This is a genomic window from Microbacterium sp. NPDC078814, from assembly GCF_040702645.1.
GTDB lineage: Bacteria > Actinomycetota > Actinomycetes > Actinomycetales > Microbacteriaceae > Microbacterium.
In genome coordinates, this window is the sequence record NZ_JBFBLT010000001.1 from 87,760 (window position 1) to 109,422 (window position 21,663).

The 21,663-nt window shown below is 71.7% G+C and carries 20 protein-coding genes; 10 read left to right on the forward strand and 10 right to left on the reverse strand.

What is annotated here, in order from left to right:
• Positions 1 to 9 precede the first annotated feature (9 nt).
• Positions 10 to 1,458, reverse strand: a complete 1,449-nt coding sequence (locus AB0300_RS00475) for an NAD(P)H-quinone dehydrogenase (RefSeq protein ID WP_025105680.1) — start codon at positions 1,456 to 1,458, stop codon at positions 10 to 12.
• 48 nt (positions 1,459 to 1,506) lie between these two features.
• On the opposite strand from AB0300_RS00475, the gene AB0300_RS00480 reads away from it, so the two are divergent.
• Genes AB0300_RS00480 through AB0300_RS00490 form a run of 3 tightly spaced genes read left to right on the forward strand, consistent with a single transcriptional unit; the run spans position 1,507 to position 4,273 of the window.
• Complete coding sequence (locus AB0300_RS00480; RefSeq protein WP_025105679.1) at positions 1,507 to 2,340, forward strand: purine-nucleoside phosphorylase; 834 nt, start codon at positions 1,507 to 1,509, stop codon at positions 2,338 to 2,340.
• Entirely contained in the window at positions 2,337 to 4,007 is a 1,671-nt protein-coding gene (locus tag AB0300_RS00485; protein ID WP_366215267.1) for a phospho-sugar mutase, read from the forward strand. Before AB0300_RS00480 ends, AB0300_RS00485 begins: the two co-directional genes overlap by 4 nt.
• Before the next feature lie 2 nt (positions 4,008 to 4,009).
• Entirely contained in the window at positions 4,010 to 4,273 is a 264-nt protein-coding gene (locus AB0300_RS00490; RefSeq protein ID WP_062636571.1) for an HPr family phosphocarrier protein, read from the forward strand.
• 3 nt (positions 4,274 to 4,276) lie between these two features.
• Here the strand turns inward: AB0300_RS00490 and AB0300_RS00495 are convergent, their stop codons facing one another.
• The gene (locus tag AB0300_RS00495) at positions 4,277 to 6,199 is read right to left on the reverse strand and encodes a PRD domain-containing protein (protein WP_062764717.1); all 1,923 of its coding nucleotides are present in this window, start codon (positions 6,197 to 6,199) and stop codon (positions 4,277 to 4,279) included.
• Positions 6,200 to 6,362: 163 nt separating this feature from the next.
• Between AB0300_RS00495 and AB0300_RS00500 the strand changes: the two genes are divergently transcribed.
• The 7 genes from AB0300_RS00500 to AB0300_RS00530 all read left to right on the forward strand — a co-directional run bounded on the left by AB0300_RS00500 (position 6,363) and on the right by AB0300_RS00530 (position 12,637).
• Complete coding sequence (locus tag AB0300_RS00500; protein ID WP_025105675.1) at positions 6,363 to 6,680, forward strand: PTS sugar transporter subunit IIB; 318 nt, start codon at positions 6,363 to 6,365, stop codon at positions 6,678 to 6,680.
• Entirely contained in the window at positions 6,677 to 6,958 is a 282-nt protein-coding gene (locus AB0300_RS00505) for an HPr family phosphocarrier protein (RefSeq protein WP_062636567.1), read from the forward strand. The genes AB0300_RS00500 and AB0300_RS00505 overlap by 4 nt, the downstream gene beginning before the upstream one ends.
• The gene (gene ptsP, locus AB0300_RS00510; protein WP_082758338.1) at positions 6,955 to 8,640 is read left to right on the forward strand and encodes a phosphoenolpyruvate--protein phosphotransferase; all 1,686 of its coding nucleotides are present in this window, start codon (positions 6,955 to 6,957) and stop codon (positions 8,638 to 8,640) included. Before AB0300_RS00505 ends, ptsP begins: the two co-directional genes overlap by 4 nt.
• Positions 8,637 to 10,271, forward strand: a complete 1,635-nt coding sequence (locus AB0300_RS00515) for a PTS mannitol transporter subunit IICB (RefSeq protein WP_025105672.1) — start codon at positions 8,637 to 8,639, stop codon at positions 10,269 to 10,271. Before ptsP ends, AB0300_RS00515 begins: the two co-directional genes overlap by 4 nt.
• Positions 10,268 to 10,702 carry a PTS sugar transporter subunit IIA gene (locus AB0300_RS00520; RefSeq protein WP_025105671.1) on the forward strand — a complete coding sequence of 145 codons (435 nt, stop codon included), beginning with the start codon at positions 10,268 to 10,270 and terminating at the stop codon, positions 10,700 to 10,702. Before AB0300_RS00515 ends, AB0300_RS00520 begins: the two co-directional genes overlap by 4 nt.
• A complete protein-coding gene (locus tag AB0300_RS00525; RefSeq protein ID WP_249521362.1) occupies positions 10,699 to 11,853 on the forward strand; it encodes a mannitol-1-phosphate 5-dehydrogenase in 1,155 nt (384 codons plus the stop codon). The genes AB0300_RS00520 and AB0300_RS00525 overlap by 4 nt, the downstream gene beginning before the upstream one ends.
• 85 nt (positions 11,854 to 11,938) lie before the next feature.
• Positions 11,939 to 12,637 carry an alpha/beta hydrolase gene (locus AB0300_RS00530; protein ID WP_366215268.1) on the forward strand — a complete coding sequence of 233 codons (699 nt, stop codon included), beginning with the start codon at positions 11,939 to 11,941 and terminating at the stop codon, positions 12,635 to 12,637.
• On the opposite strand, the gene AB0300_RS00535 is transcribed toward AB0300_RS00530, so the two are convergent.
• The 8 genes from AB0300_RS00535 to AB0300_RS00570 are packed head-to-tail and all read right to left on the reverse strand — an operon-like array spanning position 12,634 to position 21,641.
• On the reverse strand, positions 12,634 to 13,503 hold the full coding sequence (locus AB0300_RS00535; protein WP_366215269.1) for a PfkB family carbohydrate kinase: 870 nt from the start codon (positions 13,501 to 13,503) through the stop codon (positions 12,634 to 12,636). The two genes, AB0300_RS00530 and AB0300_RS00535, sit on opposite strands and share 4 nt — an antisense overlap.
• 27 nt (positions 13,504 to 13,530) lie before the next feature.
• The gene (locus AB0300_RS00540) at positions 13,531 to 14,637 is read right to left on the reverse strand and encodes a polysaccharide deacetylase family protein (protein ID WP_249521360.1); all 1,107 of its coding nucleotides are present in this window, start codon (positions 14,635 to 14,637) and stop codon (positions 13,531 to 13,533) included.
• Position 14,638: 1 nt separating this feature from the next.
• A complete protein-coding gene (locus tag AB0300_RS00545) occupies positions 14,639 to 15,754 on the reverse strand; it encodes an adenosine deaminase (RefSeq protein WP_366215270.1) in 1,116 nt (371 codons plus the stop codon).
• 48 nt (positions 15,755 to 15,802) lie between these two features.
• Complete coding sequence (locus AB0300_RS00550) at positions 15,803 to 17,116, reverse strand: thymidine phosphorylase (RefSeq protein ID WP_366215271.1); 1,314 nt, start codon at positions 17,114 to 17,116, stop codon at positions 15,803 to 15,805.
• Entirely contained in the window at positions 17,113 to 17,511 is a 399-nt protein-coding gene (locus tag AB0300_RS00555) for a cytidine deaminase (protein ID WP_025105664.1), read from the reverse strand. Before AB0300_RS00555 ends, AB0300_RS00550 begins: the two co-directional genes overlap by 4 nt.
• 28 nt (positions 17,512 to 17,539) lie before the next feature.
• Positions 17,540 to 18,826, reverse strand: coding sequence for an ABC transporter permease (locus tag AB0300_RS00560; protein WP_062764746.1), 1,287 nt, complete (start codon positions 18,824 to 18,826; stop codon positions 17,540 to 17,542).
• Positions 18,823 to 20,130 carry an ABC transporter permease gene (locus AB0300_RS00565; RefSeq protein WP_025105662.1) on the reverse strand — a complete coding sequence of 436 codons (1,308 nt, stop codon included), beginning with the start codon at positions 20,128 to 20,130 and terminating at the stop codon, positions 18,823 to 18,825. The genes AB0300_RS00560 and AB0300_RS00565 overlap by 4 nt, the downstream gene beginning before the upstream one ends.
• A complete protein-coding gene (locus AB0300_RS00570) occupies positions 20,127 to 21,641 on the reverse strand; it encodes an ABC transporter ATP-binding protein (RefSeq protein ID WP_062764749.1) in 1,515 nt (504 codons plus the stop codon). The genes AB0300_RS00565 and AB0300_RS00570 overlap by 4 nt, the downstream gene beginning before the upstream one ends.
• Between the last annotated feature and the right edge of the window lie 22 nt (positions 21,642 to 21,663).

Below are 21,663 nucleotides of genomic sequence, written 5' to 3' on the forward strand. Positions count from 1 at the left end.
GGGTCTCGGTCAGGAGATGTTCACGAGGTGCATCGCGCGGCTCGCGTCGGTGATGCTGCTCGAGAGCGAGGGGTACGCGGCGAAGACCCGCGAGACCTGGTCCACGGTGAGGCGACGCTCGACCGCGATCGCGATGGGGTAGATCAGCTCCGAGGCCTTCGGCGCCACGATCACGCCGCCGATCACCGTGCCGGAGCCCTTGCGGGCGATGAGCTTGACGAAGCCGTCCTTGATGCCCATCATCTTCGCGCGCGGGTTGGCGGCGAGCGGGAGCTTGTAGACCATGCCGTCGGCGAGGCCGTCCTCCACGTCCTTGACGCCGTAGCCGACGGTCGCGATCTCCGGCGCCGTGAAGATGTTGGAGGTGATCTTGATGAGCTCGAGGGGGATGACGATGTCCCCCAGCGCGTGGAACACCGCCGTCCGCCCCTGCATCGAGGCCACCGAGGCCAGAGGGAAGAAGTTCGTGCAGTCCCCGACCGCGTACACGTTCGGCACCGAGGTGCGCGCGACGCGGTTCACCCGGACGTGACCGGAGTCGTCGAGCTCGACGCCGGCCTCCTCCAGGCCGATGCCCGCGGTGTTCGGGATGGAGCCGACAGCCATGAGGCAGTGGCTGCCCTCGACGGTGCGACCGTCCGACAGGGTCACGGTGACGCCGTCACCTGTGACCTCGACCTTCTCGGCCCGCGACTTGGACAGCACCTGCATGCCGCCGCGCTTGAACACCTTCTCCAGCACGCGCGCCGCATCCTGGTCCTCGCCGGGGAGGACCTGCTCGCGGCTGGAGACGAGCGTGACCTTCGCCCCGAGGTTCATGTAGGCGGACGCGAACTCCGCGCCGGTCACGCCGGAGCCGACGACGATGAGGTGCTCGGGCAGCGCCTTCATGTCGTAGAGCTGGGTCCATGTGAGGATGCGCTTGCCGTCGGGCTTGGCGGAGTCGAGCTCGCGCGGCGAGGCGCCGACCGCGACGACGATGGTGTCGGCCTCGACGCGGTCGAAGTCCGTGCCCCGCTCGCCCGTGGAGACGACGATCGCGTTCGGACCCTCCAGCCGGCCGTGACCGGAGAGGATCCGCACGCCCGCGTCGAGGAGGGTGGTGCGCATGTCCTCGGACTGCTGACCGGCCAGCGCCACGAGGCGCTTGTTCACGGCGGCGAGGTTGATGGCGATCTCCGGCTTGAGCGGCTTGCCGTTCTCGCCCTTGGCGTAGAAGTTCACGCCCAGGTCGCTGGCCTCGGAGATGGCGACCGCGGCGTCCGCCGTCGCGATGAGGCTCTTCGACGGCACGACGTCGGTGAGCACGGCCGAACCGCCGACACCGACGCGCTCGACGAGGGTGACCTCCGCTCCGAGCTGGGCGGCCGCCAGGGCCGCCTCGTAACCGCCGGGTCCGCCGCCGAGGACGGCGACGCGCTGAGTGCGCTCGAAAGTGGTGGAAGACATGCTCTCCATTCTTCCGCAATCCTGGCACCGGAGCCTGCCACTTCCTAGAGTGGATCCATGCCTGAAACCCACAGCAACCCCCTCGACGACCCCGCTGCGAACCCGTTCGAGGTCGCAGCCGAAGCCGCCGCCGACATCGCGCGGCTGACCGGCGTCGAGAAGCACGACATCGCCCTCACGCTCGGCAGCGGCTGGGGCAAGGCGGCCGACCTCATCGGCGAGACCGTCGCGACCATCCCCGCGACCGAGGTCACCGGATTCTCGAAGCCCGCTCTGGAGGGCCACGTCGGCACCCTGCGCAGCATCCGGACGCCGGGCGGGAAGAACGTCCTCGTCATCGGCGCCCGCACGCACTACTACGAGAACCACGGCGTGCGCCGGGTCGTGCACAGCGTCCGCACCGCCGCGGCGACCGGGGCGAAGATCATGGTCCTCACCAACGGCGCCGGCGGCATCCGCGAGACGTGGAAGCCCGGTCAGCCCGTGCTCATCAGCGACCACATCAACCTCACCGCCGACTCCCCGCTCGAGGGCGCGACGTTCATCGACCTCACCGACCTGTACGCGAAGCGCCTGCGCGACATCGCCCGCACGGTCGACCCCACGCTCGACGAGGGCGTCTACACGCAGTTCCGCGGCCCGCACTACGAGACACCGGCCGAGGTGCAGATGGCGAAGCACATCGGCGGGCACATCGTCGGCATGTCCACCGCGCTCGAGGCGATCGCCGCGCGCGAGGCCGGCATGGAGATCCTCGGGTTCTCGCTCATCACGAACCTCGCCGCCGGCATCCAGCAGACGCCGCTCAGCCACGCCGAGGTCATCGAAGCCGGACGCGAGGCGGAGCCGGTGATCTCCGCCCTGCTGGCCCGGGTGGTCGAGGCCCTGTGAGCGAGGAGCGGCTCGCCCAGGCCCGCGCCTGGCTCCGCCAGGACCCGGATCCGCAGACCCGCGACGAGCTCGCCGGCATCGTCACCCGGGCCGCCTCCGGGGACGAGGCCGCTCTGGCGGAGCTCGACGACCGCTTCGGCAGCCGTCTCGCGTTCGGGACGGCGGGACTGCGCGGCGCCCTCGGGGCCGGGAGCAACCGGATGAACCGGGTGCTCGTCTCCCAGGCCGCGGCGGGCTTCGCGGCGTACCTGCGCGAGCGGGCCGCCGGGGCGACGCCGACGGTCGTGATCGGCTACGACGGACGCCGGAACTCCCGGGTGTTCGCCCAGGACTCCGCGGAGCTGTTCGCCGGGGCCGGCCTGCGCGCGATCCTGCTCCCCCGCCTGCTGCCGACGCCCGTACTGGCCTTCGCCGTGCGGCACCTCGGCGCCGATGCCGGCGTGATGGTGACCGCGAGCCACAACCCGCCGGACGACAACGGCTACAAGGTGTACCTCGGCGGCGCGGATGCCGGCTCGCAGATCGTCGCTCCCGCCGACGCCGAGATCGCCGCCCACATCCAGCGGGCCGCGAACAGCGGCGACGTGCGGGCTCTGCCGCGGTCCACCGCCTACGAGACCGCGGGCGAGGATCTCGTCCAGGCCTACGTCGCCGCCACCGCCGCCGTCGCCCCGGCGCCCGCGGGGGCCCGCCGCCTGCGCTGGGTCTACACCGCGATGCACGGCGTCGGCTGGGAGACGGTCGCCCGCATCCTCGATGCCGCCGGCTACCCGCGACCGATCGTGGTCGACGAGCAGCTGCATCCGGACGCGACGTTCCGCACGGTCTCCTTCCCGAACCCGGAGGAGCCGGGGGCCATGGATCTCGCGTTCGCCAGGGCCAGGAGGGCGAAGGCGGACTTCATCCTCGCGAACGATCCGGACGCCGACCGCCTCGCCGTGGCCATCCCGGACGAGACCTCCGCGGACGGCTGGCGCCGTCTCACGGGCAACGAGGTCGGCCTGCTGCTCGGTGCCCGCGCCGCGCGCGCCGCGGACGGCACCCCGGGCGCCTCGCTCGCCTGCTCGCTCGTCTCCTCCCCCGGGCTCGGCGCCATCGCCGCGCAGCACGGGCTGGACTTCCACGAGACGCTCACCGGGTTCAAGTGGATCTCCCGGGCCCCTGGCATCGTCTTCGGCTTCGAGGAGGCCCTGGGCTACCTCGTCAACCCCGAGACCGTGCGCGACAAGGACGGCATCTCCGCCGCGGTCGCCGTGCTCGGCCTGGCCGCCGAGGCCCAGGAGCGCGGGCTCACCCTCGCCGACCTCGTCCGCGAGGTGGGCGACACGTACGGGCACTTCGCGAGCGCGCAGGTGTCGGTCCGGGTGGCGGATCTGTCGCTCATCGGCACGGTGATGCTGTCGCTGCGCTCGCTTCCGCCCACGCAGATCGCAGGGCGTTCGATCGCGTCGGCCGAGGACCTGCTGCAGAGCGCTCCGGGGCAGCCCTCCGGAGACGTGCTGCGGTACCGGCTCTCGGACGGCTCGCGGGTGATCGTCCGGCCGAGCGGCACGGAGCCGAAGCTCAAGGTGTACATCGACGCCACGGGTGATTCCGCCGAGGCGGCCGCAGCGGCCGTCGCCGAGCTGGAGGCGGGCGTCCGGATCCTCCTGGACGAGCGCTCCTGACCATGCCCGTCCGCCACGTCGTCGTCAGCGCCCACAACGGCGTGCACGCACGACCGGTCGCGGAGCTCGTGCGCCTCGCGCAGGCGCACGAGCTCCCGGTCACGCTGCGCACCGCGGACGGTGCGGCGGTGGATCTGCGCAGCGTCCTCGCGGTGATGGACCTGGCCCTCGCCCCCGGAGACGCCGTGACGCTGGAGACGCCGGCCGGCCCGGCATCGGAGAGCGTCCTCGACCAGCTCGCCCTGGTGCTGGCCCCCGACGCCTGAGCCTCAGCCGTCGATCACGGCGACGAGCTCGTCGAGGAAGCCTTCGAAGGTCGCGCTGCGCCGGACGATCCGCTGCACGCTCTCGCGCTCGCTGAACACCTCCACGAGCTGCTCGAACACGGTCTGGAAGGCGGCGCGGTCGCTCTCACTGAAGGCGGCCAGCGCGACGACCTGCACGCGTCCCTCGCCCCAGGCCGCCGACCCCTCCGCCACGCCGAGCGCGATCGCCGTGCGGGCCGCGGTCATCTGCAGCGCGTGCGGCACGGCCAGCGCGTCGGTGAATGCCGTGGAGGACATGCGCTCCCGGACGATCGTGTTCTCCACGTAGTCGTCGCCGATCAGGCCGGCCCGCACGAGCGGCGCGCCGAGCCGCCGGATGATGGCCTCCTCCCCTTCGTCCGGAAGAGGATGCACGAAGGCGTCGGGGTGGAAGTAGCGCGCGAGCTCCTCTCGGAGCCGGGCCAGCCGCCGCCCCCGGCGCAGGCGCCCGGCGGCCTGCTGGATGCGGTCGACGTCCGCGTCGGTGAGGAACGGCTGGATGCGCACGAACCGGTCGCCCGAGGCCCCGGGCTCGATCGTGCTCAGCACCAGGTCGGTGTCGAACGACGCCCAGTCCGGGTCGACGTTCGTGACGACGCTGGTGACCTCGATCGCGGAGCCCAGCGAACGGTCCACGCTCGAGCGCAGGAGTTCGTGGAGCTCGTAGTAGCCGGGGCAGACGATGGTCGCGGTGAGGATGGACTCCGCCTTGCGGCTCCGTTCCAGCCGGCCCCCGACGTGCATGGCGATGTAGGCGATCTCGTCGTCGTGGATGGGCGTGCCGAGCCGGTCGTGCAGACCGCTCGCGATCGACACCGCGACCTCGAAGATCATCGGGTAGGTCGTCTTCAGCGAGCGGGTCAGCGGATTGCGGGTGAGGGCGCTCTCCTCGGCGCGGCGCAGGAGGTTCTGCACGTGCAGCGCGAGACGGAGCACGAAGGTCTCGTCGACGAGGTCGACGCGGTAGTCCTCCGCGGCCCGCGCGATCTCCGCGCGGACCGCCGCCTCCACGTCCGGGGCGACGCCGCTGCGGGCGAGCTCCTGCGCCGCCTCGCCACCGGGGGCGACGATCCGGGTGAGGACCAGGGAGGCGAGGTGACCGCTGTCGCCCTCGCCCAGGACCACAGTGAAGTGCTCGGCCGCGAGGCGGGCGATCACCGCGCCCACCCGCGGGATCTCCGGTCGGGCTCCCACCGGCGGCGCGTCGAGGGCGCGCCCGGCGGCCACCCGCTCGGCGGCGATCGCGATGTGCAGCAGCACGTCGGCGATCGCGAGTTCGTTGACGTAGTAGCCGAGCTCGCCGAGCTCTCCCACCAGGGCGGACTTGAAGGGTCCCACCGCCCGCGCATCCACCGCCGTGCCGGAGAGGGCCCGCCGGAAGATCTCGGGGTGGAAGGAGGCGTCGTCCATCTCGTCGTGGGCGAGACGGCTGAGCAGCCGGCGCTGGGCGGCCTCGTCTCCGCGGAGCCGCACCCGCTCCCGTGCGCGTTCGAGCGTCAGGTCGGTGCCGTCGAGGAGGCCGCGCACCCGCACGAGGTCCGCCTCCAGCGTCGCTTCGCTCACATGCAGGGCGTCCGCGGTGTCGAAGACGTCGATCCCCTCCTCCGCGTCCAGCAGCAGCCGGACCAGGGCGTGCAGCCGTTCGCGGGGCGCGGAGTCGCCGCCCTGCCGCACCCGGAGCGCACCGCGGGCACCGGGGCCCGCCCGATAGCCCGCCGGGCCGGACTCGACGACCGCGGCGCCGGGCGTGCGGGCGTTCAGGGCCGCGACGTAGGAACGGATGCTGCGGGGCGTCACGCCGAGGAGGTCGGCCAGCGTGCCCGCGGTCGCCCAGCCCTCCTCGCGCAGCAGGGCGGCGAGGAGCTGGTCCTGACGCTGGCGCGACATGATCCCTCCGAGTTCCCGTGCTGACGGCACTGTCCGACTGCTCTCCATGATGACAGCCTCCGGCGACAGGGGCGCGGCGAGCAGGGTTCCGCAGGGGCGGAAGAGAACGTGTTGGTGCCACCGCGGCCTGGTTTCCCAGACTGTTCTCAGGAAGGTGACATCGATGAGGATTCTCGTGGTCTGCGGCGCCGGGGCGTCGAGCACGTTCGTCGCCCAGCGCCTGCGCACCGCCGCCGCCGCGGCGGGACTGGACTGGGACGCGGACGCCGGCGTCGAGAGCACCGTCTCCCTCGGAGGGCACGACCTCGTCCTCGTGGGCCCACACCTCCGCGAGCGCCTCGGCGCCATCCGCGACCTGACCCGCGCGCCCGTCGCGGTCTTGCCGGATGACGTGTTCGCCGATCGCGACGGCGGCCGCACGCTTCTCCTCGCCCAGTCGACCCTCGCCGCTGCCGGCGGGGCCCCGAAAGGAACACCATGACCGCCACCCGCACCGTACGCATCGGCTCCTCGCATGGACTGCACGCCCGGCCCGCCAAGATCTTCGCGCAGGCCGCGAAGGACTCCGGCCTCGCGGTCACGATCGCCAAGGACTCCGGCAAGCCGGTCAACGCCGCGAGCATCCTCGGGGTGATCGCCCTGGCCATCGAGCACGGCGACTACGTGACGCTCACGGCCGACGGCGACGGCGCAGAGGGGGTCCTGGACACGCTCACCGAGCTGCTGACCACCGACCACGACCAGGACGCCGCCGGATGAGCGCGCTGCGAGGGGTGGGCATCGGTCTCGGCGTCGCGCAGGGACCGGTCGTCCGCATGACTGAGGCGCTGCCCGCGCCCGAGAACACGCCGAGCACCGCGGGGGCGGACACCGAGCGTGCGCGGGTCCGCGAGGCCGTCGCCGTCGTGGCGCAGGAGCTGACCCAGCGCGGCGAGGCCGCCGGTGGTGCGGCGCAGGAGGTGCTCGAGGCGCAGGCGATGATCGCCGAGGACCCCACCCTGCAGGACGAGGTCGACAGCAGGATCGACGCCGGCGCCACCGCGGAGTGGGCCGTGCACGACGCCTTCGCGGGTTTCCGGGCCACGCTCGAAGCCGTCGGCGGCTACCTCGGTGAGCGCGCCGCCGATCTCGACGACATCGCGCAGCGGGTGCTCGCCCGGCTGCGCGGCGTGGAGGCCCCCGGCGTGCCCGACCCTGGGCACCCGTTCGTCCTCGTGGCGCGTGACCTCGCGCCCGCCGACACCGCACTGCTGAACCTCGACCAGGTGCTCGCCCTCGTCACCACCGACGGCGGCCCGACCTCCCACACGGCGATCCTCGCCAGGGAGAAGGGCATCGTGGCCGTGGTCGGCGTCGGCGACGGGCACGCCCTGACGACCGGGGAGACCGTGATCGTCGACGCGGCCGCGGGAGTCATCACCCGTGAGCCGACCGATGACGAGCGCGCCCGCGCCGCCGAGCGCGCCGCCGCCCGCCGCGCCGCCGACGACGCCCCGCTCACCCCCGGCGCCCTCGCCGACGGCACGCCGGTCGCGCTGCTCGCGAACCTGGGGAAGCCCGCCGACGCCGCCGACGCGGTCGCGCGGGGGGCCGAGGGCGTCGGCCTGTTCCGGACGGAGTTCCTGTTCCTCTCCGCGTCGCAGGCGCCGACGGTCGCCCAGCAGCGGGACGCCTACCGCGAGCTCCTGGAGGCCTTCCCCGGCAAGAAGGTCGTCGTGCGGATGCTCGACGCGGGGGCCGACAAGCCGCTGGCCTTCCTCAACGACGCACACGAGGAGAACCCGGCCCTGGGATTGCGCGGCCTGCGGGCGCTCCGCGCGAGCGAGGACATCCTCCGCGAGCAGCTGACCGCGCTGGCCGAGGCCGACGCCGCGACCGACGCCGACCTGTGGGTCATGGCACCCATGGTGGCCACCGTCGAGGAGACCGTGTACTTCACCGGTCTCGCCCGCGAGTACGGGCTGAAGACAGCCGGCGTCATGGTCGAGGTGCCCTCCAGCGCCTTGCTCGCCGACCGGGTGCTCGCGCACGCCGACTTCGCATCCATCGGCACCAACGACCTCACGCAGTACACGATGGCCGCGGACCGGCTGCTCGGTTCCGTCGCGTCGTTCCAGGATCCCTGGCACCCCGCGGTGCTGCGCCTGGTGCGCGAGGTCGGTGCGGCCGGTGCCCGTCTCGGCAAGCCCGTCGGCATCTGCGGCGAGGCCGCGGCCGATCCGCTGCTCGCCGTCGTCCTCGTGGGCCTCGGTGCGACGAGCCTGTCCATGGCACCGTCCGCCCTCGCCGACGTCCGCCAGGCGCTCGCCGCCCGGACTCGCGACGATGCCCTCCGTCTCGCGGAAGCCGCGCTCGGCGCGGACGACGCCCCCTCCGCCCGCACCGCTGCGGCGACCCTCGCCGCGGCACTCCCCCCTCATCAGAAAGAGACCACATCATGACGACGACGTCACCCGCCGCCACCGCCCCCGGTGGCCTCCGCGTGGGCGTGCAGCGTTTCGGCACGTTCCTCTCCGGCATGATCATGCCGAACATCGCGGCCTTCATCGCCTGGGGCTTCATCACGATGCTCTTCATCCCGAAGGGTTTCTTCGGGGCCGAGAGCCCGTTCGGCTGGCACTGGGCCGGCGTCGCCGAGATCATCGGCGGCGGCGGCGACTCCGCCGTCCTCGGCTGGCAGGGCGCGATGACCGCGGTCGCCGAGGGCGCGGACGGCAACATCCTGGCCTACGTGGGCCTGGTCGGCCCCATGGTCACCTACCTGCTGCCCCTCCTGATCGCGAACACGGCCGGACGCATGGTCTACGGCGAGCGCGGCGGCGTGGTCGCCACGATCGCGACCGTCGGCGTGATCGTCGGGACGAACATCCCGATGTTCCTCGGCGCCATGATCATGGGCCCGATCGCCGCGTGGATCATGAAGCAGGTCGACAAGCTGTGGGACGGCAAGATCCGCCCCGGCTTCGAGATGCTCGTCAACAACTTCTCCGCCGGCATCCTCGGCATGATCCTCGCCATCGTCGGGTTCTTCGCCTTCGGCCCGGTCATGCTCGGCATCAGCGCCGCGCTGGGGGCGGCCGTCGACTGGCTCGTCTCGCTCAACCTGCTGCCGCTCGTGTCGATCATCGTCGAGCCGGCCAAGGTGCTGTTCCTCAACAACGCCATCAACCACGGCGTGTTCACCCCGCTGGGGATCGAGCAGGCCGCGGAGACGGGCAAGTCGATCCTCTTCCTCATCGAGGCGAACCCCGGCCCCGGCCTCGGTCTGCTGCTCGCCTTCACCTTCTTCGGGGTCGGCGCGGCGAAGGCCTCCGCTCCCGGTGCCGCCATCATCCAGTTCTTCGGCGGCATCCACGAGATCTACTTCCCGTACGCGCTCAGCAAGCCGACCACGATCCTCGCGCTCATCGCGGGTGGAGCGGCCGGTGTGACCACCAACATGGTCCTCGGCGGCGGGCTCGCCTTCCCGGCGGCCCCGGGCAGCATCATCGCCGTGACCGCCGCGGCCATCGGGCCAGGCGTCGCCAACCTCCTCGTCGTCTACCTCTCGGTCATCATCGCGGCGACCGTGACGTTCCTCATCACCGGCGTCATCCTGCGGGCCTCGCGCAAGCGCGACCTCGCCGCCGAGGGCGACGCGTTCGGGGCGGCCATCGCACAGACCGAGGCGAACAAGGGCAAGTCGTCCGCGGCGATGGACGCCCTGCGCACCTCGACCGCGACGACGGCTCCGGAGACCACGCCGGCTCCCGCCACCACCGCCGTCGCGGCGGCCCCGATCGAGACCATCGTGTTCGCGTGCGACGCCGGCATGGGCTCGTCCGCCATGGGTGCCAGCGTGCTCCGCAACAAGCTGAAGAAGGCCGGCATCGAGGGCGTCACCGTCACGAACGCCGCGATCGCCAACCTCGACGGCGCCGCCGACGTGGTCATCACGCAGCAGCAGCTCACCGACCGGGCCACGGCGAAGTCGCCGGACTCCCTGCACGTGTCGGTGGACAACTTCATGAACTCGCCGAAGTACGACGAGGTCGTCGAGATGGTCAAGGAACAGCGAAAGGACGAAGAATGAGCGTTCTCACTGCCGAGCAGGTCCGCATCCACCCGGGAGGCGCGTCGCGCGACGACGCCCTCCAGGAGGCGACGGACATCCTCGTCGCCGCCGGTGCGGTGACCCCGGCGTACGTCGACGCGATGCGCCAGCGCGAGGAGACGGTGTCGACGTACATGGGCAACGGCCTGGCCATCCCGCACGGCACGAACGAGGCGAAGGACGCCATCCTCGCCTCCGCCCTCTCCGTCGTCCGCTACGACGGCGGCGTCGACTGGGACGGCGAGCAGGCGCGGTTCGTGATCGGCATCGCCGGCGTCGGCGACGAGCACCTCGACATCCTGTCGCGCATCGCGATCCTCTTCTCCGAGGAGGACGACGTCGCCCGGCTGGAAGCGGCGGCGACGCCGGACGAGCTGTTCGCTCTCCTCTCGGAGGTGAACGAGGGATGAAGGCGGTCCACTTCGGGGCGGGCAACATCGGGCGCGGTTTCGTCGGCCTGCTCCTGCACGAGGGCGGTTACGAGGTCGTGTTCAGCGACGTCGCGGACGCGCTCGTGGAGGCGATCGACCGGGCGGATTCGTACACCGTGCACGAAGCCGGCCCCGGAGGGACCGACCACGTCGTCTCCGGGTTCCGTGCGGTGAACAGCCGCACGGACCCCGCCGTGGTCGCGGAGGAGGTGGCGACGGCCGACGTCGTCACGACCGCCGTGGGCCCCACCGTGCTGCGGTTCGTCGCCCCGTCGATCGTCGCCGGACTCGCGCTGCGCTCCCCCGAAGCCGCGCCGCTGCAGGTGATGGCCTGCGAGAACGCCATCGGCGCCACCGATCAACTGCGGCAGGAGATCGTCGCCGCGGCGGGGCCGGACGCCGATACGCTGCTCGGCCGCGCCGTGTTCGCGAACACCGCCGTCGACCGGATCGTGCCCGCGCAGCCGGAGGGCGGCGGCATCGACGTCACGGTGGAGCCGTACTTCGAGTGGGCGATCGAGGCCCGGCCGTTCGGCGACACCCCGCCGCGCATCCCCGGCGCCCACTTCGTCGACGACCTCGCTCCGTACATCGAGCGCAAGCTCTTCACGGTGAACACCGGTCATGCCGCCACCGCGTACTTCGGTGCACGGGCGGGCATCGAGCGGATCTCGGACGCCCTCGCGGACGAGGCGATCGCCGCGCAGGTCTCCGCCGCCCTGGAGGAGACCTCGGCGGTGCTGGTCGTCGAACACGGTCTCGACCCCACGGAGCTCGCGCAGTACCGCGCGACCATCCTCGAGCGGTTCCGCAATCCCGCGCTCGTGGACACCGTGCAGCGCGTCGGCCGGCAACCGCTGCGGAAGATCTCCCGGCACGAGCGCTTCATCGGTCCCGCGGCGATGGCCGCCGAGCACGGGCTGTCGACGGACGCGCTCGTGGCGGCCGTCGCCGCCGCGCTGGAGTTCGACGACCCTGGCGACGAGCAGGCGGTCGAGCTGCAGACGCTGCTCCGCTCCGAAGACCCCGCAGGCTTCACCGTCCGCACCACGGGGCTCGATCCGGAGCACCCGCTCTTCGCCGCCGTCCGCGACGCCGTGGCACTCCGCCAGGCGGCACTCGCCGGCTGAGCGGACGCGGCGTCCGGACGGGAGTAGCGTTGCTGTTGTGCAGCAGAAGCCCCGACGCCGCGTCCTGAGACGAGTCCTGTGGAGTGTGGCGATCGTCCTCGTGCTCGCCGTCGGCGGGATCCTCGTGTGGAGCCAGGTCGGCGTCATGGCCGCGGAGCCCGAACCGCTCGCCGCCGTCCGGGAGAACCCCGCGATCACGGTGACCGATGCCGAGGAGGGGATCGTCCTGGAGCCTGCGGACGGCTCGTCCGACCGCGGACTCGTCTTCATCCCGGGGGCGAAGGTCGACCCGTGGGCCTACGCCTCGATCCTCCAAGGGATCGCGGAGGAGGGCACCACGGTCGTGATCACGCGGCCCTGGCTCAACCTCGCCTTCTTCGATCCCCGCGGCCTCGGCTCGTTCACGAGTGCCGCGCCCGACGTGGACACCTGGGCCGTGGGCGGTCACTCCCTCGGCGGGGTGCGCGCCTGCCAGCTCGCGACGGACGCCGATGCCCTCGTCCTCTTCGCCTCCTACTGCGCGACCGACCTCGCCGGAACCGACCTCCCGGTGCTCAGCGTCTCCGGCAGTGAGGACGGCCTCTCCACACCCGAGAAGATCGCGGACGCCCGCTCCGAGCTCCCCGCGGACGCCGAGTTCGTCGAGATCGACGGCGCCTCCCACGCCTCCTTCGGCGACTACGGCCCCCAGTCCGGTGACGGTACCCCGACCATCGACGACGAGGAGATGCACGCCGAGGTCACCGAGGTCGTCGGCGGCTTCCTGGAGCAGGTCGCTCCCTAGGCCGCCCGCGGATCACCGAGGATCGGGTCGAGCAGCGGATGCAGGTGCCGGGTGGTCAGCACTCCGGTCGCCGAGCGCGCACCCGCCGAGAGCGCCGACGCCAGGTCCGCCCCCGCCAGCCGCGCGTCGAGGACTCCGGCCAGGAACGCGTCGCCCGCGCCATTGGTGTCGACGACGGTGGTCGGCAGCGCGGGCACCCGCAGCTCGGCGCCGTCCGCTCCGACCGCGACCGCTCCCTCCGCGCCGAGCGTGCACACGGCGAACGCCGCTCCCTCCGCGACGACGGCGCGGAGGAACTCCACCGGCGCGGCCAGCCGGTCCGCGTTGCAGAAGACCGCCGCGGCCGCCGCCAGGAAGGGCCGGTGGTACCCGTCGACGCCGTCATAGTCGTGCACGTCGACCCAGAGCGGCGTGCCGCTGGCCGCCGCGAGCGGGAGCAGCCGCCGCGGCTCGGCGGCCAGATCGAGCACGACGGCGTCGGTTGCGGCCATCTCGGCGGCGTGCGCGGCGTCGTCCGTGCCTGACGTCTCCGTCGGCGTGGAGAGGTACAGCGACACCCGGTCGCCCTGCGCCGTCATGAGGTTGAGGTGCCGCTCCGTGGTTCCGTCCGTCCACTGCGCGACCACCCCGGCCGCCTCCAGTGCCGCACGCACCCGCAGCCCCTCCTCGTCCTCCCCGGCGACGGCATGCAGCACGACGGATCGGCCGAGCGCCGTCAGGCTCAGCGCCTTGCCCGCACTCGTGCCGCCGACCGTCTCCCAGCTCGCCTGCGCGAACTGCATGTGCGGCACGGGCTCGGGGAGTCGGTCGAGGAGGACCATGCGGTTCCAGGAGGCGGGACCGGCGAGGAAGACGGAAGCGGGCATGCCCTCATCCTCGCGCCTCGTGCGGGGTCACCCGATGCGCGACACCAGGGCATCCAGGCCCATTCCGTAGTCGATGCGCACGACGGGGAGGGCCAGCTTGTCCGTCCCGATCACCACGTATCCGGGATCGATGGTCCGCGCCAGCTCGTAGCCCGCCTGGCGGACGCCCTCCTTCGCCGTGTCGTCGTAGTGGCCGAACGGGTAGGCCACCACCTCGCGGACGCCGAGCACGTCCCCCGACGTGGTGAGATCGGCGGCGATCTGCGCGGGCGTCCCGTTGACCATGCGTCCCCTGCCGTCCTCGCCGGCCTGATGCATGTCATGGGTGTGCGAGCGCCGCTGGACCCACGGCGAGGGCGCGGGGTCCTGACGATAGGCCGTGACCATGAACGAGGTGCTGAGGAGCCGGTGCGCGTCCACCACCGGCACCGCGAGGTCGAACCACGTCTGATCGGCGTCGTCGTCGGTGATGATGACGCTCCGCGCCGGGAGGGAGAGCCGCCCGTCGATGAACGCGCTGAGCTCGTCCCAGGTCGGCAGATAGAAGCCGGTGGTCGCGATGTGCGCCATGTGCGCCTCGAAGTCGCCGATGTACGCGTAGTTGCCGCGCAGCCACCCCTTCTCCCCCGCCGGGTCGGCCGTGAACTGGTGGTACATCAGGATGGGCACGCGCACGCCCTCGGCCGCGTTCTCCTCGGGCGTCTTCCAGGCGGCGAAGAGCTCCGTCTGCTGCTGCTCGCACGCGACCGGATCCGCGCCGTTCACCCGAGCTTCCACCGTGAAGGCGGCGGCAGCGTCGGCGCTGGCGTACCAGCCCGCGAACACCCGGCCGTCGAGCCGCGGGATCGGCAGCCCCCGATACGGCTCGTCCTGGAGCTGCAGCATCGGCGCGGTCGGCGCCCCCTCGCCGCGGAAGGTGACCGCGCACGCGCGGGGATCGTCCGCGTCCGCCAGGATCTGCTGCGACGGCGTGAGCGGAGGCGCCGTGACGCTGCCCTGGGCCTTCGGAATCCGCTCTTCCGGCGTGCGATGGAGCCCCGCGAACGCCGCGACGGCCCCTCCGACGATGACGACGGCGACGAGCGCGCCGACGACTCCGGCTCGTGAACGCGACGACCTCCCCCCGGAGCGCATGTCAGGCGTCGAAGCCCTCGGCGATCATCTCGACGAGTTCCTCCCGTTCCTCGACGGGGAGGAAGGCCGCGGCGGCGGCGTTGAACTGGAAGGCCTCGAGGTCGTCGAGGTCGTACTCGAAGGTCTGCACGAGGAGGGCCAGCTCCCTGGTGAGCGAGGTGGCGCTCATGGTGCGGTTGTCCACGTTCACGGTCACCGCGAAGCCGAGCTGGTAGAGCAGGTCGAACGGGTGATCGGCGAGCGTCTTGCCCCACGCGGCGACGGCCCCCGTCTGCAGGTTCGACGACGGGGAGAGCTCCAGCGGGATCTCCCGGTCGCGCACCCAGCGCGCGAGGTCGCCGAAGCGCACCTGCACCTCGTCGCCCTCCTGCGTGACGACCTCGAGGTCCTCCGCGATGCGGACGCCGTGTCCGAGCCGGAGCGCACGACCGTCCAGCAGGGCCGAGCGGATCGAGGCGAGGCCCGCCGCCTCGCCCGCGTGCACGGTCACCGGGAAGAAGTTCTCGGCGAGGTAGTCGAATGCCGCGCGGTGGTCGGACGGCGGGAAGCCGTCCTCGGGTCCGGCGATGTCGAAGCCGACGGCCCCCCGTCCGCGGAAGTCCACAGCGAGCTCGGCGATCTCCCTGGCGCGGTCGGTGTGCCGCATGGCGGTCAGGAGCTGTCCGACGCGGATGCTGCGACCGTCCCGGTCCGCCGCGTCCTCGCCCTCCTCGATCCCCTGCTGCACGGCCTCGACGGCGTCCTCCAGCGAGAGACCGCCGGCCTGGTGCTGTTCCGGTGCCCAGCGCACCTCGCCGTAGATGACGCCGTCGGCCGCGAGGTCCTGCACGAACTCGCGCGCCACCCGGGTCAGTCCCTCCCGGGTCTGCATGACCGCGGTGGTGAGCTCGAAGGTCTTCAGGTACTCCTCCAGCGACCCTGCGTCGCTCTTCGTCGCGAACCAGGAGCCGAGCGCCGCCGGGTCGGAGGCCGGGAGGTCGAGACCGATCGCGTCGGCGAGCTCGATGATCGTGGCCGGACGCACGGCGCCGTCCAGGTGGTCGTGCAGCGACACCTTCGGCAGACTCCGCAGGGAGACGCCCTGGATGGCGACGTCGCCGTTCGCATCGATCGACATGGGGATCCTCTCGGTCGCGGGGTGTCCGTCCAGGCTAGCGCCCGGGCCTCACGCCGTGATGCGCTCGCGGACGATCGGACCCACGGTCGGCGCCTCGTCGCCGAGCTCCCAGGCCCCTTCGAGTGCCTCGATGGCCCGGGGGAAGCGCGCCTCGTCCGCCGCCGACAGGGTGAACAGCGGCTGCCCGGCGGCGACCCGGTCGCCCGGCTTCGCGTGCAGGTCGATGCCCGCCTCGAAGATCACCGGGTCGTCGGCCCGCGCGCGGCCGGCGCCGAGACGCCACGCGGCGATGCCGAAGGGGAGCGCGTCCATCCGGGTCACGACGCCGTCCGCGGGCGCCGTGACGACGTGCGTCTCCCGCGCGACCGGGAGGGCCGCGTCGGGGTCGCCGTCCTGGGCGCGGATCATCGCCTTCCAGGTGTCCATGGCGCGGCCCTCGTCCAGCGCCGCCTCCACGTCCGCATCGGGCCGGCCGGCCAGGGCGAGCATCTCCCTGGCGAGCGCGATGGTCAGCTCCCGCACGTCGGCGGGTCCCCCGCCGGCGAGGATCTCGACCGACTCGCGGACCTCGTTGGCGTTGCCGATCGCGCGGCCCAGCGGGACGTTCATGTCGGTCAGCAGCGCCGTGGTGGCGACGCCGGAGTCGGTGCCGAGCGCGACCATCGTGCGGGCGAGCTCGCGGGCGCGGTCGATGTCCTGCATGAAGGCGCCGGAGCCGAACTTCACGTCCAGGACGAGGGCGTCGGTCCCCTCGGCGATCTTCTTCGACATGATGCTGGAGGCGATCAGCGGGATGGCCTCCACGGTGCCGGTCACGTCGCGGAGCGCGTAGAGCTTCTTGTCGGCGGGAGCGAGACCAGAGCCCGCGGCGCAGATCACGGCCCCGACGTCACCCTGCATCTGCGCGAACATCTCCTCGTTGCTGAGCGCCGCGCGCCAGCCGGGGATCGCCTCCAGCTTGTCGAGCGTCCCGCCGGTGTGGCCGAGACCGCGGCCGCTGAGCTGCGGGACCGCCACGCCGAACGAGGCGACAAGCGGCGCGAGCGGCAGGGTGATCTTGTCGCCGACGCCGCCCGTGGAGTGCTTGTCCACGGTCTTCTTGCCGAGGGTCGCGAAGCTCATCCGCTCGCCGGACGCGATCATCGCATCGGTGAGCACGCGGATCTCGTCGCGCTCCATGCCGCGCTGGAAGATCGCCATCGCGAAGGAGGCCATCTGCGCGTCGGACACATAGCCGCGCGTGTAGGCGTCGACCATCCACCGCAGAGCGGGCTCGGGCACGACGCCCCCGTCGCGCTTGGCCCGGATCACATCGACCGCGTCGAACGGCTCGATGGCTCCCTGAGCCTGTCCAGCGGTCATCGTGCTTCCTCCAGGTCGCGCGGCCCGAACGCATCGGGCAGCACCTCGTCGATCGTGCGGATGCCGGAGACCGTCTCCAGCAGCATGCCGGGTACGGCGTGCTCGAACAGCAGCTGCCGGCATCGGCCGCAGGGCATGATGGTCTCGCCGTCGTTGTTCACGCACACGAAGGCGACGAGCTGGCCGCCGCCGGACATGAACAGGTCGCCCACGAGCGCGCACTCGGCGCACAGCGTGACGCCGTACGAGGCGTTCTCGACGTTGCAGCCGGCCACGATCCGCCCGTCGCTGACGAGCGCCGCCGCCCCCACGCGGTAGCGCGAGTACGGCGCGTACGCCTTGGTCATGGCCTCAGCGGCGACCTGGCGCAGCTCGTCCCAGTCGATGTCCGTCATGGTGATGGTTCCTTCTTCCCTGCGGGTTCTACGACTTGATGTACGGCTTGCCGCTGGCGGCAGGACCCCGGATCTGTCCGGCGAACCCGGCGACCGCGAGCAGCGTGACCACGTACGGCAGCATGAGCATGAACTCGCCGGGGATCGGCGTCTTCAGGATCGAGAGCAGGTTCTGCAGGTTCGTCGCGAATCCGAAGAGCAGGGCGGCGAGCGTCGCGCGGATCGGGTCCCAGCGTCCGAAGATCACCGCGGCGAGGGCGATGAAGCCGAGCCCGGCCGTCATCTCCTTGCCGAACTGCGGGACCGAGACGAGGGTGAAGTACGCGCCGCCGATGCCGGCGATCGCGCCCGCGAGCAGCACGTTCCAGAACCGCGTCGGGTTGACCCGGATGCCGACCGTGTCGGCCGCCTGCGGGTGCTCGCCCACGGCGCGGAGGCGCAGGCCCCACTTGGTGCGGTACAGGCCCCACGCGACGACGGCCACGGTGATGAACATGAGGTACACGATGAAGGTCTGGTTGAAGAGCACCGGACCGATGATCGGGATGTCGCTCAGCACCGGGATCTCGATGCGGGAGAAGCGCACCGGGGTGTTCAGTTCGGCCTCGTTCGGGGCGAGGAGCGCGCCGTAGAGGAAGCCCGTGAGGCCGGTGACGAGGACGTTGAGGACGACACCGACGATGACCTGCTCGACGAGGTACTTGATCGCGAACGCCGCCAGCACGCTCGCGACGAGAACGCCGCCGATCATGGCGCCGATGAGGCCCACGAAGGCGTTGCCGGTGATGCTGGACAGGAGCGCCGCCGAGAACGCGCCGAGGAGCAGCTGCCCCTCGATGGCCACGTTGACGACACCGGCCCGCTCGCCGATGACACCGCCGAGCGCGCCGAACACGAGCGGCACCGACAGCGACACCGCACCGAAGAGGAGGCTCGTGACGGGGACCAGGCCCCCGGCCGCGGCCCAGACGAGGAACGCGAAGACGGCGAGCACGCCATAGGCGACGATGAGCCAGATCGACGGCGCACGGTACGTCCATGCCCGGAGGAAGGCCCCGACCGTGAGGACGACGAGCACGGCGAAGACCACCCAGAAGGTCGGCGCGGTGGGCAGCCCCACGTCGGGGAGCTCGAAGGCCGACGTGCGGTCCCCGAGGCGGAAGGTGCTGGTGCCGCTGCGCGGCACGGCGAGGAAGAGCACCGCCAGCAGCGCGGTGACGACCGCGAGGCTGATCGGCGCCTTGAGGTGGCGCTCCCGGACGGTGGCGAGCTGCACCGTGCCGTCGGCGGCTTCGGTCTGCACGAGCGACATCATGCCGTCACCGCCTTCTTCGCGGCCTTGGCTCTCGCCTTGGCCGCCTTCTCTGCGTCGGACTTGGGGAGGAAGAACACCGTGCGCAGCAGCGGCGGCGCGGCGATGAACAGCACGACGAGCGACTGCACGACGAGCACGATGTCGACGGGGATGTCCTGCGCCTGCATCGAGAACGAGCCCGCTTTGAGGGCACCGAACAGGATTCCGGCCGCGAAGGTCCCCCAGGCGCGGCTGCGCCCGAGGAGGGCGACCGTGATGGCGTCGAAGCCGATGCCGGCGTCGATGGTCTCGGTGACGCCGGTGGTGACGGCGCCCTGGAGCTGGTTCATCCCGGCGAGGCCGGCGAGGGCGCCCGCGAAGAGCATCGCGTAGACGTAGACGCGCTTGACGCTGATGCCCGCGGCGCGAGCGGCGTGCGGGTTCTCCCCCACCGCGCGCATGCGCATGCCCAGCGAGGAGCGCTCGATGAGCCACCACACGAACACCGTCGCGATGACCACGATGACGAAGCCGAGATCCAGCAGCGGGAACTGCGGGCCGAGCAGGGTCGGGAACTGCGCGCTCTCCGGCGTGGCCGAGCCGAGCGCCTGGTTGGTCCCCGGCTTCTGCAGGAGCCCGGGCGTGCGGATCATCCACAGCAGCAGGTAGTACGCGATGTAGTTGAGCATGATCGTGAGGATCACCTCGTGCGCGCCCGTGCGTGCCTTGATGAGACCGGCGATGCCGCCCCAGAGCGCCCCGCCGGCGATACCGGCCAGCAGCGTGACGGGGAGGTGGAACCAGATCGGCAGGTCGAGGTTGAAGGTCAGCAGGGCCGCGATCGCGACGCCGACGAGCATCTGACCGCGGGCGCCGATGTTGAACAGACCGACGCGGAAGGCGAGCGCGACGCCCAGACCGGCGGCGATCAGCGGAGCCGCGAAGCCCAGCGTGTTCGTCAGCGGACGGATCTGCGCGGCGAAGTCGGCGCCGCGGGCGTTGAAGATCGCTCCGCGGAACAGCGCCTCGTAGCCGTTGTAGACCGCGTTCCAGGCCGCGACGAACGTGTCGCTCGGCTTGGCGAAGAAGTACCCGGAGGCCTTCTGCACGTCTTCGTTGGTGAAGGCGATGAGGATGCCGCCGACGATGAGCGCGAGGACGATCGCCAGGATCGTCGTGACGGCGCTGCCGCGGAGGATCTCCTTGAGGACGACGTTGCCGCGCGGAGGCGGGGGTACCTCGTCCGCGAGGCCCGTGCTGGGCGGGAGCTGCTCGGGAGGCAGCCCCTTCGTGACGTCTCCTGCACCGGGTGTCGCGCCGCTCACGCGGTCACCTCCGCATCGGCCGCTCCGGCCATCATGAGTCCGAGTGTCTCCCGGGGCGTGTCACCGGGGACGATGCCGACGATGGTGCCGCGGTACATGACCGCGATCCGGTCGGCGAGGGCGGCGACCTCGTCGAGCTCGGTAGAGACGACGATCACGGGGATGCCCGCGTCCCGCGTCTCGATGATGCGCTTGTGGATGAACTCGATCGAGCCCACGTCCACCCCGCGGGTCGGCTGCGCCGCGACGAAGAGCCGCAGTTCGCGGCTCATCTCGCGGGCGATCACGACCTTCTGCTGGTTGCCTCCGGAGAGAGTGCCCGCGGGAGTGTCCGGGCCCTGCGTGCGGATGTCGTACTCCGCGATGCGCTCCTTGGCGAAGTCCTCCAGGGCGCCGCGGCGCAGCGTCCCGGCCCGGCTGAACGCGGGATCGTCTGAGCGGTCGAGGATGAGGTTCTCGGCGACCGAGAATCCGGCGACGAGGCCGTCCTCGGTGCGGTCCTCCGGGACGAACCCGACGCCGGCGTCGAGGATGCCGCGGACGCTCTTGCCCACGAGCTCGGTGCCGTCGAGGATGACGTTCCCCTCGACGCGTGCGGCGAGGCCCACGATGGCCTCGACGAGCTCGGTCTGGCCGTTGCCCTGCACACCGGCGACGGCGAGGACCTCGCCGGGTCGCACGGTGAAGTCGACGTCGTCGACGACGATCGCTCCGGTGGCGGTGAGTACGCGGAGGTTGCGGACCTCCAGGCCGCCCTCGCCCAGCCGCGGAGCCTCCTTGTGCACGGTCAGCTCGACCGCGCGGCCGACCATCAGCGAGGCCAGTTCGGCGTTGGTGGCGGTCGGCGAGGCCTCCCCCACCACCCGACCGAGCCGGACGATCGTGATGCGGTCGGCGACCTCGCGCACCTCGCGCAGCTTGTGCGTGATGAAGACGATCGCGGTGCCCTCGTCTCGGAGCTGGCGCATGATGGCCATGAGCTCGTCGGTCTCCTGCGGCGTCAGCACCGCGGTCGGCTCGTCGAAGACGAGGACCTTGGCGTCGCGGGACAGCGCCTTGATGATCTCGACGCGCTGCTGCACACCCACCGGCAGGTCGCCGACGACGGCGTCCGGATCGATGTCGAACCCGAACCGCGCGGCGACCGCGCGCACGTGCTCGCGGGCCTTCGCGATGTCCAGCGTGCCGAGGCCCTTGGTCTGCTCGTGCCCGAGCATGACGTTCTCGGCCACCGTGAACACCGGCACGAGCATGAAGTGCTGGTGCACCATGCCGATGCCGGCGGCCATCGCGTCGCCCGGGCCGCGGAAGTGCTGCACGACGTCGTCGAGGAGGATCTCGCCCTCGTCGGCCTGATACAGGCCGTAGAGCACGTTCATCAGCGTCGACTTGCCTGCGCCGTTCTCGCCGAGGAGAGCGTGGATCTGACCGGGTTCGACCACGAGATCGATGTGGTCGTTCGCCACGAGGCTGCCGAATCGCTTGGTGATGCCGCGAAGTTCGAGCTTCATATCTGCACCTTATCCAGAAGAG

Bases quoted from the DNA above. Each gene is read 5' to 3' on its own strand.
- AB0300_RS00475 (WP_025105680.1), bottom strand. From the start codon at position 1,458: ATGGAGAGCATGTCTTCCACCACTTTCGAGCGCACTCAGCGCGTCGCC.
- AB0300_RS00480 (WP_025105679.1), top strand. From the start codon at position 1,507: ATGCCTGAAACCCACAGCAACCCCCTCGACGACCCCGCTGCGAACCCG.
- AB0300_RS00490 (WP_062636571.1), top strand. From the start codon at position 4,010: ATGCCCGTCCGCCACGTCGTCGTCAGCGCCCACAACGGCGTGCACGCA.
- AB0300_RS00495 (WP_062764717.1), bottom strand. From the start codon at position 6,199: ATGTCGCGCCAGCGTCAGGACCAGCTCCTCGCCGCCCTGCTGCGCGAG.
- AB0300_RS00500 (WP_025105675.1), top strand. From the start codon at position 6,363: ATGAGGATTCTCGTGGTCTGCGGCGCCGGGGCGTCGAGCACGTTCGTC.
- AB0300_RS00505 (WP_062636567.1), top strand. From the start codon at position 6,677: ATGACCGCCACCCGCACCGTACGCATCGGCTCCTCGCATGGACTGCAC.
- ptsP (WP_082758338.1), top strand. From the start codon at position 6,955: ATGAGCGCGCTGCGAGGGGTGGGCATCGGTCTCGGCGTCGCGCAGGGA.
- AB0300_RS00515 (WP_025105672.1), top strand. From the start codon at position 8,637: ATGACGACGACGTCACCCGCCGCCACCGCCCCCGGTGGCCTCCGCGTG.
- AB0300_RS00520 (WP_025105671.1), top strand. From the start codon at position 10,268: ATGAGCGTTCTCACTGCCGAGCAGGTCCGCATCCACCCGGGAGGCGCG.
- AB0300_RS00525 (WP_249521362.1), top strand. From the start codon at position 10,699: ATGAAGGCGGTCCACTTCGGGGCGGGCAACATCGGGCGCGGTTTCGTC.
- AB0300_RS00535 (WP_366215269.1), bottom strand. From the start codon at position 13,503: ATGCCCGCTTCCGTCTTCCTCGCCGGTCCCGCCTCCTGGAACCGCATG.
- AB0300_RS00540 (WP_249521360.1), bottom strand. From the start codon at position 14,637: ATGCGCTCCGGGGGGAGGTCGTCGCGTTCACGAGCCGGAGTCGTCGGC.
- AB0300_RS00545 (WP_366215270.1), bottom strand. From the start codon at position 15,754: ATGTCGATCGATGCGAACGGCGACGTCGCCATCCAGGGCGTCTCCCTG.
- AB0300_RS00550 (WP_366215271.1), bottom strand. From the start codon at position 17,116: ATGACCGCTGGACAGGCTCAGGGAGCCATCGAGCCGTTCGACGCGGTC.
- AB0300_RS00555 (WP_025105664.1), bottom strand. From the start codon at position 17,511: ATGACGGACATCGACTGGGACGAGCTGCGCCAGGTCGCCGCTGAGGCC.
- AB0300_RS00560 (WP_062764746.1), bottom strand. From the start codon at position 18,826: ATGATGTCGCTCGTGCAGACCGAAGCCGCCGACGGCACGGTGCAGCTC.
- AB0300_RS00570 (WP_062764749.1), bottom strand. From the start codon at position 21,641: ATGAAGCTCGAACTTCGCGGCATCACCAAGCGATTCGGCAGCCTCGTG.